General features: G+C 60.5%; 6 protein-coding genes and 1 pseudogene. 6 read left to right on the forward strand and 1 reads right to left on the reverse strand.

Going from position 1 to position 12,306, the window contains the following annotated elements; all coding sequences use genetic code 11:
* Positions 1-4: 4 nt before the first annotated feature.
* Positions 5-5,005 carry a Tc toxin subunit A gene (locus tag AC0Z8Z_RS10115; protein ID WP_485619006.1) on the reverse strand — a complete coding sequence of 1,667 codons (5,001 nt, stop codon included), beginning with the start codon at positions 5,003-5,005 and terminating at the stop codon, positions 5-7.
* A gap of 398 nt (positions 5,006-5,403) precedes the next feature.
* Between AC0Z8Z_RS10115 and AC0Z8Z_RS10120 the strand changes: the two genes are divergently transcribed.
* The 6 genes and pseudogenes from AC0Z8Z_RS10120 (at position 5,404) to AC0Z8Z_RS10145 (ending at position 12,272) form a co-directional block, all read left to right on the forward strand.
* Positions 5,404-6,363, forward strand: coding sequence for an AAA family ATPase (locus AC0Z8Z_RS10120; RefSeq protein ID WP_037013687.1), 960 nt, complete (start codon positions 5,404-5,406; stop codon positions 6,361-6,363).
* A gap of 4 nt (positions 6,364-6,367) precedes the next feature.
* Complete coding sequence (locus tag AC0Z8Z_RS10125) at positions 6,368-7,312, forward strand: DUF58 domain-containing protein (RefSeq protein ID WP_172611290.1); 945 nt, start codon at positions 6,368-6,370, stop codon at positions 7,310-7,312.
* Complete coding sequence (locus AC0Z8Z_RS10130) at positions 7,309-7,800, forward strand: DUF4381 domain-containing protein (RefSeq protein ID WP_485619007.1); 492 nt, start codon at positions 7,309-7,311, stop codon at positions 7,798-7,800. The genes AC0Z8Z_RS10125 and AC0Z8Z_RS10130 overlap by 4 nt, the downstream gene beginning before the upstream one ends.
* The gene (locus tag AC0Z8Z_RS10135) at positions 7,793-8,860 is read left to right on the forward strand and encodes a vWA domain-containing protein (RefSeq protein WP_485619008.1); all 1,068 of its coding nucleotides are present in this window, start codon (positions 7,793-7,795) and stop codon (positions 8,858-8,860) included. Before AC0Z8Z_RS10130 ends, AC0Z8Z_RS10135 begins: the two co-directional genes overlap by 8 nt.
* An 8-nt stretch (positions 8,861-8,868) precedes the next feature.
* A pseudogene (locus AC0Z8Z_RS10140) lies at positions 8,869-10,225 on the forward strand (VWA domain-containing protein); the annotation flags it as partial.
* Between the two features lie 361 nt (positions 10,226-10,586).
* Positions 10,587-12,272 (forward strand): BatD family protein, encoded by a 1,686-nt coding sequence (locus AC0Z8Z_RS10145; RefSeq protein WP_485619009.1) that lies wholly within the window; start codon positions 10,587-10,589, stop codon positions 12,270-12,272.
* The last annotated feature ends 34 nt before the right edge of the window (positions 12,273-12,306 follow it).

Here is a 12,306-nt window from a genome sequence, read left to right on the forward strand (position 1 = left end):
TTATTCACCTTTGAAACAAGCGCGCCTGATCATAACCATGGACAACACTGTGACCAGAAAGAAACCCTAAATGTCTATTTTCAGATACACAGCCCGTGCTTGACGTCGATTCGCCACCCACCCAAGGAACATTGTCAACAGAATCAAGGAGCGAGCCCCATATAGCCTGCCCGAATGGTGCAAAGACTATGGTTGTCCGCTTTGTCCAACCATCTACTGATGAGTAATCTGTATAGAGGATGCCATCCAAAAGATCTGAACCGTCAGAACCGTCAGTAGGATGAAGAGCGTCGGGCATCGTGCCGAAAACCCGGGAGTCTGACGCCGGTTGCCAAATCGCAATGGCCAGCCCCTGATAGAATATGATCCCGGCATAACTGCAAATCGATCCTATATAATAATTCAGACTCAGAGGTGTAATCGCGTCTCCTTGCAAGATTAGTCCAATATCCGCCCGCGACCCACCTTCGACGTCGATTAATATATCTACGCCACCCGAGATCGAAACCAGATCCTCATCTAAACCATCGATTATCACGCCTTCCAGAGCTGGTTCCACACCGGTGGACTTTAATGCGAATTTTACGCCCTCGTCGTCTAAACCATCTTCATTGACGACTCTAACATTGAGGACGTAGGAGGAGCCTCTCGATAATAGCCTGGACTCTGCCGGATGTTGTAACCCTTTAAGGCTCACGACAAAGTCGCACCTCGTAAATGAAGCAACCGAGAACTCAGCCGACTCTTGCCCGCCATAAATTCGCGCAATGACTATATGGTCTCCTGCTGCAAAATCCGAATTAAAACTGGCCAGACCTAATTTATCTGAGTACGTAGTTATTGTTTTCGTCCCGTCTATTAACCAATCTACCGGCATTCCCGGCGCAACTTCGCTTTCAATTTCCAGCCAAACTGAAAAAACGATGGGCTTAGATAATCCAACTAGATACCGCTCACTGGTAGCCTCTTGTTTAGAAATAACCACATGCTGATAAATCTTAGTCACTGGCGAAATTTTAGGTCCGATTGAATCGCCCATGTCTGTGGTCGCGGTTACCGTTACCTGCACCTGGCCCGCCGCTTCCGGTAAAAAACGATTTACCGCAATACCGTCCTCCCCAGTAATGCTCTCCAGCCCTGAGAGGCCCGAAGCGTCCGCACTCCAGTCGACTGTCACTCCTTGTTTGGGAGTGCCATCCAACTCTACGACACGGCAATTTATTCCAACCTCAATACCCGCTATAAGCGTGCTCACGAACCGCACATATTCAAAGTATGGGATGCTCAAGAACTCGACCGATTTAAACGGATATTCCTCGCCGTTACTGAAGCGCGCCACTGCAATCGCAGAACCCGGATGCAGACTTCTCAAGTCAGCCGTCGCCACACCATCGCTATTGGTGAATGTTTGAGGTCGCTTGAATGCACCCAGCGAGGTGGCCCACTCAACAGCTCGGTCAACCCCCCTGTTCCCGTAATAGTCCTCTAGAGTGACGCTGTGCGGAATGGATTCCAGCAGGTTGCACAATGCTGAATCGGGCGAACGCTCACCCGCAATGAAAGTCAACGTACCTTCATCGCAGTCAATTCTCAACGAAGGCGCCTTGAGCACGTCATCGAGCCCATAATTCGCTACAACATTTACGACGCCCATCTCATCGCCACTGGTGAAGATTACGGAGCTCATTCCGTTTTCATCTGTCACGCCGGATAATTGATCCAGTTCGCCCAGTTCAGGATTGCTCCATGTAACGGTCGCTTGCGCGATGGGATTGTTCATAAAGTCGCGCAGAGTAATGGTGTAAGTGGCGGTATCTCTGCGTTTTGCAACCAGATAATCAGGCGTAACTGTAATGACACTGTTGGAACTCTGCCCGACTTCGTCGGCTACCCCCTGGGAGGTTTCGGTCAGACAACTGAGCGCCAGTTCTGCAGCCTCACGATATTGCTCGGCTACGCTGGTAGGTGCTAGCGCATGCAACGCCAAGTGGGCTTTGGCATCCATCCGGGTGTTGCCACTGAACCGCGAAATCCGGACCGCCGTATCGAATGTGCGCAATGTATCGATCACGCCGTCTTTGGGCTCAACATGAAAGGCAATGGCCAATATCTCGCGGACGCTCCAGCGCAAAAAACCGGCCAGCTTATTCGCCGCGCTTTCGCGAATCAGACGTTTGTCCCCTTCGGATAACCCGTCCTTCCAAAGAGTGTTGATCAACCGGAAGTAGTCCAGCACAGTCTCTTCATTCTGCTCACTCAAACGCAGCGCTGTGGCGTATTGCGTCAGAAAAAATACCAGCTGCAGTGATAGCTCGGCGTCATTTAGGCCAAACCACGCCGGATGTTCCAACAGTTGTGTGATCAATGCCGAGCTCAATTCCAGATGCGAGCTGACAGCCGCGCGTTTGACTAATGCATCCAGCACCAGCAACACCTCATCGCCGATGTCTACCGTGGAATCACCTGGCTGGCTGTAGACCCTGAGCACCTCGTTCAGCAACTGATAACGGCTACCATGGGCCCAGCTCAAGAGCGCCTTTGCAAGGTCCGCAGAGGTATTCAAGTAGCTGGCTAAATCCTCCATCAGCAGAGCTTCCTGCGCACCTCGGGCACGCATGATCATGTTAGTAATTTTCGGGTGCAGCTCCTCAACGGCGAGGCCATGGGCTTTTATGACTCTTATAACCTGCTCGCTCAACGCGTTTGCAAATTCTGCCTCTGTCTCGCCACTGAGAATTTTCACCAGGCCCCTTGCAGTGGCCGCGGTTTTACCCGTATCGATGAAAGTCTCTAACTCGGCAAACCAGTCAATCGGCTCACTGGTATGAAATTTCTTACCCTGCTCATCAGGCTGCGACGTCACCGACACCTCCGGCGCCCCCACTTGAGCGAAGCTGCTGTCGGTGACCAGTGCCTCCGTCAGCCGAGAGTGGATTTGCTCAAGCAAGCCTTGTTCGGCTTCAGTGGCAATGGGCCTAGTCACTGGAGGCAGCACCAGCTGACACAATTGAGTAACGGTCCATTTGTTGTCCTTAAGCCAGACGCTGAAATCAACCAGCGCGTGCATCACGCTCAACGTGTCGGTGTTGGCCGAGGCAGAGTACGTCGCGATCTGCGTGACGCCCGCCAGCTTGGAAACCAGATGACTGCCGCCGCCGTCCAGCAACTCCAGCAGCGCCAGTACTTCGACGGTATTCAACCCGAGATAACGCGGCAGTTTTACCAGGCGATAAAACGCTGAAACCACTTCGCGGGACCAGCGTAATGACTGCCCGGCGTAGGCCTGTCGCACCACCTTGGCGACATAGCGAAACACTTCGTAGGTCATCCCCAGCGCCGCGCACAAGTGATTGATCTTCTGCCGCTCAGCCTCGTTCTCGGGGATGATCGAAAACGGCTGGTCGTCGAGAATCAGCGGCACCTCAAACAACGCCTGGCCGTTGAACACCCGGTCGAATTGCGACGCCGTCTTCCCCCGTCCATACACGCCCAGCCCGTAAAGCAACGCGGCAAAGTCTTCGGCGGTAGCGCCAAAGCGTTTACGCACGATCTGAAACAGGCCGAGCGAGCGCAGTGTGTTCTGGGTGATGTGGTAGGGGTTCGAGTCGCCTGCCTTGACTCTGCGCGTGACAGTGGATGCCTGTTGCTCGGCTTGCAACGAGGCCACCAGCAGCAGGTCCACTTCATGAAATGGCAGCTCAAGCCAACGCGATAAGCGGATCATCCGGTTCATGCGATCAAATCGATCAGGGGAGCTGCCGGTGAGGCGATGCCTTGGCCCTGGACCGCCGTCCTGCGCTGGCAGCGTTTCAATGCCCATCGCCGGCAATGCGCCAGCGTTGATGTAGACCGAACCGGACAGGCTGCCATCCACCGCCTGCCCAGCGCCCTGAGTGACGTTGGATGAACGGGTCGTTGCGAACGCACCGACGGACAATAAGGCTTCAAGTTCCTCGGTGGTAAGCCCGGTGCGAAGGCAAAACGTCTGGGTATCCTCCAGATCGATAAAACCGCCCACACCAAAGTTGTCCAGATAAAACGTTGTGGGGGCGCCCAGGTCTGTTCCATCGCGCAACAGGCGGGTGCGCGGATCGATGCGGCCTCGGCTTGAACTCAGCGGATGTGCCGGGGCACTGTCTTGAGGAAAATACGGTGCTTCGAGCAGCAACCCCTGCTGCACCGGACCAAGCCCGGTGTCCTGAATCAGCGCGATGTCCGACAGCAAGGAATGCACACCGGGCTCCTTGAAGTACGGATAATCAGGGTCCGCCGCCCGTATGGCATCGCCCAGGGTGTAATTTTTGCGGCCGAGGGCGTAGTTGATCTGGCTGGTGTAGCGCTCGAACGGCAGCGCGTTAGGGTAGCGCGCCTCCAGTAGTGCATCGTCGACCGGCTTGTCCTCAAGCGAGATGCCGTCCAGATAACCACGGATCGAGCTCTCCAGAATCTCGTTGACCAACACGATGGTCGGCTCTACGCGGTTGAGCGCGGTGTGGTCGAGCAGCAGGTTCTTCAGATCAGGCCGCCGCGCGTCGAGGCTGATGATTGCGCTCTGATCACCGGAGGCCTCCAACTCCAGCGCGAACCGATACAGATCCGCCAGATAGGCAACAGGCGAGGTGGTGGCTTCAATGGCATCCGGCGGACAGTGATTGGCCCAGTCCGGGTTGAACATGTCTGTGTAGGTAGGGCCATCCACCAAACCTCTGATTCCTGACGGCGGGCGATTAGCCTGGCGCACCGAGGCCGTCAGACGTTGCTCGCGAAACTGTCGGGCAATCACGACAGACATCGCCTGCGCACGCGCATGGATATCGCGGGCTTCAGTGATGTGCATCTGCGGGTTTTGCTTCATCAAGCGGGGAATATCGGCTTGGGACAGGCTCAGAACCGAACTGAACTGCTGGGTCAGCGCAGAGATTCCGGCCTTGGTCTGCCGTGTATTGCCCAGCAGCATATCCAGGGCCGAAACGGACTTGGCGGAATTCTTGACGATCTTCTTCATGACGGTCCTCATCCTGAGATAACGCTTCCATTAAGGGATCACCGCACAAGATCCTTAAAATAAGTCAAGCAGACCCACGCCAATCCGCCGGGCAGAACCGACTAACGGCGTAGTCATACAAGAGGCTTCAGCCTGCGACCCGCGACTACAGAGGGTAAGCACCCGTAAAAAAGTCTGAGCAATGTGCGGGCAGCTCTGAGAATACGTTCTGTTGGCGCTGACGAGCCGAGCGAGGATTCGTATCCTTCAGCCAATTCTCCACTTTGCGACACCCTTCCCTGAAAATCCTGCAAAAACCCCCTTCGCCGTTAGTCGCCAGCCCTTGGATCGATTAAAGTAACGCCCCCAGCTTCGGCGCCACTTGGCGCTGCTGCCTCTCCTGCCAGGAACTGTCATCGATGGAACATCGTGAAGCGTTGATCGCGCTGCGGACCTTTCTCTCCACCCAGATTCTCGGGCAGGAGAAACTGGTTGAGCGCTTGCTGATCGCGCTGCTGGCCGACGGCCACATGCTGGTCGAAGGCGCGCCCGGTCTGGCCAAGACCAAGGCGATCAAAGAGCTGGCCGAAGGCATCGAAGCGCAATTCCATCGCATCCAGTTCACCCCTGACCTGCTGCCCGCCGACATCACCGGCACCGAGATTTATCGTCCGGAAACCGGCAGTTTCGTGTTCCAGCAAGGCCCTATCTTCCACAACCTGGTGCTCGCCGACGAAATCAACCGCGCGCCGGCCAAGGTGCAATCTGCCTTGCTGGAGGCCATGGCCGAGCGTCAGGTCAGCGTCGGGCGCAGCACTTACGACCTGTCGCCGCTGTTTCTGGTGATGGCGACGCAAAACCCCATCGAGCAGGAAGGCACCTACCCGCTGCCCGAGGCGCAGCTCGATCGATTTCTCATGCACGTCAAGATCGGTTTTCCGGACGCCACCGTCGAACGCAAGATTCTCCAGCAGGCCCGGGGCGAAGCGCTCAACGGCGAGACCAAGCCCGAGCGCCGGGTCAGCCAGCAGGCGATTTTCGCCGCGCGCAAGGAAATCCTAGGTCTGTACATGGCCGATGCCGTTGAGGAATACCTGGTGCAGCTGGTGATGGCGACCCGCACGCCGGCCAAGTTCGATGCCGAGCTGGCCGAGTGGATCGGTTATGGCGCAAGCCCGCGGGGCTCGATTTCCCTGGACCGCTGCGCCCGGGCCCACGCCTGGCTGGCTGGGCGGGATTTCGTCAGCCCGGAAGACATTCAGGCGATGGTGTTCGACGTGTTGCGCCACCGCATCATTCTGTCGTTTGAAGCAGAAGCGGCTGGCATCGATCAAGACCGCGTGATCCAGCGCATTCTCGACGTCGTGGCCGTCGCCTGACCCCATGCAACCCTATCTGATCTCCCAACCGGGCATCCGCATCAGCCTCGCAGACCTGATTGAGATGCGTCATCGCGTGCGGGAAGTGCAGCTGTTTTCAACGCCCAGCCAGCGCAGCCCGTTGATCGGCCTGCACCACTCCAAGCTGCGCGGGCGCGGGGTCGACTTCGATCAGGTCAGGGTGTATCAGGCCGGCGACGACGTCAGGACCATCGACTGGCGCGTCACCGCTCGTACCCAGGAGCCCCATACCAAACTGTTTCACGAAGAACGCGAGCGACCCATTTTCATCATGGTCGAGCAAAGCCGCCGTTTGTTTTTCGGGTCCGGGCTGATGTTCAAATCAGTCCTCGCCGCCCAAGCCGCAGCACTGGTCGGATGGGCAGCGCTGGGCCACAACGACCGGGTCGGCGGGCTGGTGTTTGGTGACAACGAGCATTACGAAATCAAACCGCGACGCAGCAAACAAAGCCTGCTGCAACTGCTGAACCGGCTGGTGCGGGTCAATCAGTCGCTGCACACCGAAGCCGCTGCCGACCGCGACACGTTCGGCGTGGCGCTGCGCCGCGCGCGCGAAGTGATGCGTCCTGGCAGTCTGGCGATCATCCTGTGCGACGAGCGCGCGCTGTCCGACTCGGCCGAACAACAACTGACCTTGCTGTCACGGCATTGCGATCTGTTGCTGCTGCCGCTGTCCGATCCGCTGGATCACGCCTTGCCCGCTGCCGGCCTGCTGCGCTTCGCTGATCGCGGCGCGCACCTGGAACTCGACACGCTTAACGCCGACCTGCGCCAGAGCTACCGCGCCCAGGGCGAGGCCCGCCAGGCACGTTGGGAACTGCTGGCGCAAAAGCTGCGCGTGCTGATGATGCCGCTGAGCACCCAGCGGGAAATGGTCGAGCAACTGCGCGAATACCTCAACGGCCAGCGCCCGGTAAAACAGCCATGAGTGCGCTGGACCAGCTGCAACCGCTGATTCTGCCGGAGCCGGTCGGTTTCTGGCCGCCCGCGCCGGGTTGGTGGCTGTTGCTGATCCTGCTGCCGGCGCTGGGCTACGGCCTGTGGCGCGCGCGCACGCTGCTGCCGAAAAAGGCCAGCAGCGAAACCGTCGAGCCATTGGACCCTTTGCGCCAGGCCGCGCTGGTCGAACTCGCGCAGATGCCCAAACCCTACGACGGCGCCCCGGCCGGTGCCTGGCTGCAACAGATCAATGGCCTGCTCAAGCGCCTGTGCCGCAATCACTACCCCTACAGCCAGAGCCACACCCTCAACGGCCGCAAATGGCTGGCGTTTCTCGACAACCGCTGCCCGGCCGCCGGCCTGACGCGCTGGATGATCCTCGTCGAGGGCGCCTACAAACCGGAATGCAAGCTCGACGACAAGGCCATCAACGGCCTGACCCAGTCGGTCGAGACCTGGATTCGCAAGCATGTTTGAATTCGCCTGGCCGTGGCTTTTCGCCCTGCTCCCGCTGCCCTGGGTGATGCGCTTCGTGCTGCCCGCCGCAGACAGCGGCGAAGCAGCGTTGAAAATCAGCTTTCTCCCCGAGCTGGAAGGCCTCGCCGGTCGCCGCGCCCGAACCCGTTTACCGGGCTGGCGGCGTCAGTTGCCGTTCATTACCGTCTGGCTCCTGCTGCTGGTCGCTGCCGCGCGACCGCAATGGCTCGGCGAGCCGTTGCCGGTTGCCGCCAGCGGCCGCGATTTGCTGGTGGCGGTGGACGTGTCGGGCTCGATGGATTACCCGGACATGGTCTGGAAAAACGACGAGGTCAGCCGGCTGACCTTGGTGAAAACCCTGCTCGGGGACTTTCTTGAGCACCGTCAGGGCGATCGCATCGGCCTGATTCTGTTCGGCAGCCAAGCGTACCTGCAGGCGCCGCTGACCTTCGACCGCAAGACCGTGCGGGTCTGGCTGGACGAAGCGCGCATCGGCATCGCCGGCAAGAACACCGCCATCGGCGACGCGATCGGCCTGGCCTTAAAGCGTCTGCGCCAGCGTCCGGCCGAGAGCCGTGTGCTGATTCTGGTCACCGACGGCGCCAACAATGCGGGCCAGATCGACCCAAGAACCGCCGCGCGCCTGGCCGCCAGCGAAGGCGTGAAAATCTACCCGATCGGCATCGGCGCCGACCCTGACAAAGGCGCCACCAGCATTCTCGGCCTCAACCCGAGCCTTGATCTGGACGAGCCTGCGCTGCGGGAAATCGCCGCGGTCAGCGGTGGGCAGTATTTCCGTGCGCGCAACGGCGCCGAACTCGCCAGCATCGGCAAGGCGCTGGACCGGCTGGAGCCTGTCGCGCAACAACCCACCCAGGCACGTCCGGCCCGGGCGCTTTATCACGTACCGCTGACGATGGCCCTGTTGTTGAGCCTGCTGCTGGTGGTTCAGGAGCGTTGGCCGAACAACCCGGTTTATCACTTCTTCGCGCGCCGGCCGACGTTCGTTCGGCGCACGCAGTGGATGCAGCACTTGAAGCGCCTGACGAGGCGCCCATGATCGAGTTCCTGTCCGGTCTTTGGCCCCATTGGTCGCGCCCGGGGTGGCTGCTGATGCTGCCAGCGCTTGGCTGGCTGTTGTGGCGGTTATGGAATCGGCAGAAGCGCGTCGGGCGCTGGCAGATGATTATTCCCAGCGCCTTTCATTCTGCTTTGCTCAGCGGTGGCGGCGGTCGGGAAAGCAAATTGCCGTGGGTGGTGCTGGGCCTTGGCTGGTTGCTGGCGGTGTTGGCACTGCTCGGGCCGAGCTGGCAGCGGGTTGAGCAGAACAGCCAGCGGCCGGTCGATCCGTTGGTGGTGATGATCGAGTTGACCCCGGAAATGCTCGCGGCTGACAGCCCGCCCACCCGACTCGAACAGGCGCGGCGCAAGTTGCTCGATCTGCTACAGGCGCGCAGCGATTCACAGACCGCGATCATCGTGTACGCCGGCAGCGCCCACACCTTGGTGCCGCTGTCCGATGACCTGGCGACCAGCAAAAACCTGCTGGATGCGATCAAGCCATCGATCATGCCTGAAGCCGGCCAGCGCGCAGACCTCGCCGTGCGCAAGGCGCTGGATTTGCTGGAACAGGGCGACCTGGGCCAGGGGCGACTGCTGTGGGTCGGTTCATCCCTCAGCGACGCCGAACGTCAGGGGATTCGCGCCGCGATGACCGGCCGCGATGCCCCCCCTTTGTTAATGCTCGGTGTCGGCACGGCGGAAGGCGCGCCAGTCACGCAAGAGAAAGGCGGTTTCCTGAAGGACGCCCAGGGCGGCATTCTCGTGCCGCGTCTGGACGGGCCTGTGCTCAAGGATTTCGCCGACAGCATGGGCGGTCGCTACACCGCGCTGCGCCTGGACAATCAGGACCTCGACGAACTCGGCCTGCTGGAGGGCCCGAAGAGCCTGATCAGCCAGGGCCAGAAAGTGCGGCTCGACCGCTGGGCGGATCAGGGCTACTGGTTGCTGCTGCCGCTTCTGCTGCTGGCCGGTTGCGCCGGGCGTCGCGGCTGGCTGTTGGGGTTGCCGTTGCTGTTGATGGCCGTACCGCAACCCAGCTATGCCTTTGGTTTCGAAGACTTGTGGCGCCGTCCCGATCAGCAGGGCGAGCACCTGCTCAAGCGGCATCATCCGGCAGAAGCCGCGCGGCACTTCGAAGACCCGCAGTGGCAAGGCGTTGCCCTCTATCAGGCCGGTGACTACGCTGGCGCCGTCCAGCGCTTTGCCCAGGGCAGCAGCGCCGCGGACCATTACAATCGTGGTAATGCGCTGGCCCGAAGTGGTGAGCTGGAAGCCGCCATCGACGCTTATGAACAGGCGCTGGAGCGTCAACCGGACTTCCCGGCGGCGTTGGCCAACAAGGCGTTGGTGGAACAGCTCCTGGAGCAAAGCAAGGCGTCGGATCAGGCAAAAGCAGACGAGAAGGCAAAGACTGACGAGAACGCCGACAATGCCCGCCAAGGCAATGCCGGACAGACGTCATCGAACGCGCAGTCAGCGCCGCAGGATGCCAATGCCGACCGCTCGGCCAGCGATCAGGAAGCCTCGGCCGACGAGCAGGCTTCCGGCGCAGGATCCGACAGCGATGAGCCTGCCCGCGCTTCCGGCAAACCGGGGGACGGGCAAATCGATGGCGAGCAAAAACAGGCGCTCGAACAATGGCTGCGACAGATCCCCGACGAACCCGGTGAGCTGTTGCGGCGCAAATTCTGGTACGAACAACAGCAGCATCAGGAAAAGACCCGATGAGTCGTCTGCACAGGTTGCTGATCGCAGGAATGTGGTGCCTGTTTGCCCTGGTGGCGCAGGCCGACAGTGCAGGCTCCACGCTGCAATCCAGCGTCGATCGCACGCGCGTCAACACCGGCGAAACCGTCGAACTGACCCTTGAGACCGACGACGCGACCGTCTTCGGCCGTCCGGACATGAGCGCGCTGGACGCCGACTTCGAGGTCCGCGACACCCGCCAGCTCAACAGCCTGACCACGCTGGAAGGCAACGTGCACGCGACGACCCGCTGGCTGATCACACTGATGCCGCGCCACAGCGGTTCGATCGAAATCCCGTCCTTGAAACTGGGCGAAATGACCAGCCAGCCGATCGTGCTGCAAGTGGTCGATGTCGGCTCTGCCGCCCAGGGTCAGGAGCAGAAACTCGCCCCGGTGTTCATGGAGGCGAGCCTTGATCAGGACAGTGTGTATGTTCAGGCGCAGGTCTTGCTCACCGTGCGCATTTACCATTCAGTGTCGCTGTTCGACGACAGCAGCCTGACACCGTTGCAAGTGCCGGACGCGCGCATCGAAAAGCTCGGCGAGACGCGCACGTACGAGAAGCAAATCAATGGCATTCGCCACGGCGTGATCGAAATGCGTTACGCGCTGTACCCCCAGCACAGCGGTGTGCTGACCATCCCGGCACAGGCCTTCAGCGCCACGCTGGTTCAGGACACTACCGACGCCGCTGCGGCCGCTGCCATGGCGCCGGGCGCGATTGCCAGCGGCCCGAAACCTGGCCGATTGATGCACGTGACATCGCTGCCCTTGACCCTCGACGTCAAGCCGCAACCCACGCACTACCCGGCCGACACGCCATGGCTGCCGGCGCGCAGCGTCAGCCTCAGCGAAAGCTGGAGCCCTGAACCCGCCCACAGTCAGGTCGGTGATTCCCTGACGCGCACCTTGCAACTGAAGGCCGAAGGCTTGTCCAGCGCGCAGTTGCCGCCGCTGCCCGCCACCGACGTCAGCGCGTTGCGCCGTTACCCTGATCAGCCGCAACTCAGCAATCAGCCCGGCGAGCGCGGTTTGACCGGGGTGCGCGAGGAGCGTGAGGCGCTGGTGCCCAATCGTCCCGGTGCCATCGAAATCCCCGCTGTCGATCTGGTCTGGTGGAACACCCATGAAGATCACCTGGAGCACAGCGCCCTCCCCGATCGCACCTTGCAGGTCAGCCTCAACCCTGCTTTTGCCGTGGACACGCCGGTGAGCGACAACGCAAATGTGACGGTGATGGGTCCGCCGGTCTGGCCATGGCAGTTGAGCACGGTGCTGTTGAGTTTCACCACGCTACTGGGCTTCGGCCTGTGGTGGCGCGGCCGCTGGCAACCGGCACTGGCCCGGGTCGCGCAAACGGGGCCGAGTCCGCGTACAGTGCTCGACGACCTGAAACGCGCGTGCCTGGCCAACGACCCCCACGCCACCCGCCAGGCGCTGGACGCCTGGGCCCGTCAGCAGCCGGAAACCCTGGCCGACATGGCCGCGCGCTTCGTGCCGCTGTCCCATGCGCTGGATGGCCTGAACGGCGCGCTGTACAGCGAAACGGAAAAACTGTGGCTGGGCGAAGACCTCTGGCGCGCCGTCAAAGCGCTGCCCGCCATCGAAAACCCCCAAGACCCGAGCGGAGGCGACAGCCTGCCGCCGCTTTATCCAAAATGATTTCCATCGATCAGCGCATTCTCCGGTCACAGTC

Source organism: Pseudomonas sp. 1L-C-7-B-C1 (genome assembly GCF_057291635.1).

Excerpts from the sequence above, each read along its gene's own strand:
- AC0Z8Z_RS10115 (WP_485619006.1), bottom strand. The coding sequence starts at position 5,005 with ATGAAGAAGATCGTCAAGAATTCCGCCAAGTCCGTTTCGGCCCTGGAT.
- AC0Z8Z_RS10120 (WP_037013687.1), top strand. The coding sequence starts at position 5,404 with ATGGAACATCGTGAAGCGTTGATCGCGCTGCGGACCTTTCTCTCCACC.
- AC0Z8Z_RS10125 (WP_172611290.1), top strand. The coding sequence starts at position 6,368 with ATGCAACCCTATCTGATCTCCCAACCGGGCATCCGCATCAGCCTCGCA.
- AC0Z8Z_RS10130 (WP_485619007.1), top strand. The coding sequence starts at position 7,309 with ATGAGTGCGCTGGACCAGCTGCAACCGCTGATTCTGCCGGAGCCGGTC.
- AC0Z8Z_RS10135 (WP_485619008.1), top strand. The coding sequence starts at position 7,793 with ATGTTTGAATTCGCCTGGCCGTGGCTTTTCGCCCTGCTCCCGCTGCCC.
- AC0Z8Z_RS10145 (WP_485619009.1), top strand. The coding sequence starts at position 10,587 with ATGAGTCGTCTGCACAGGTTGCTGATCGCAGGAATGTGGTGCCTGTTT.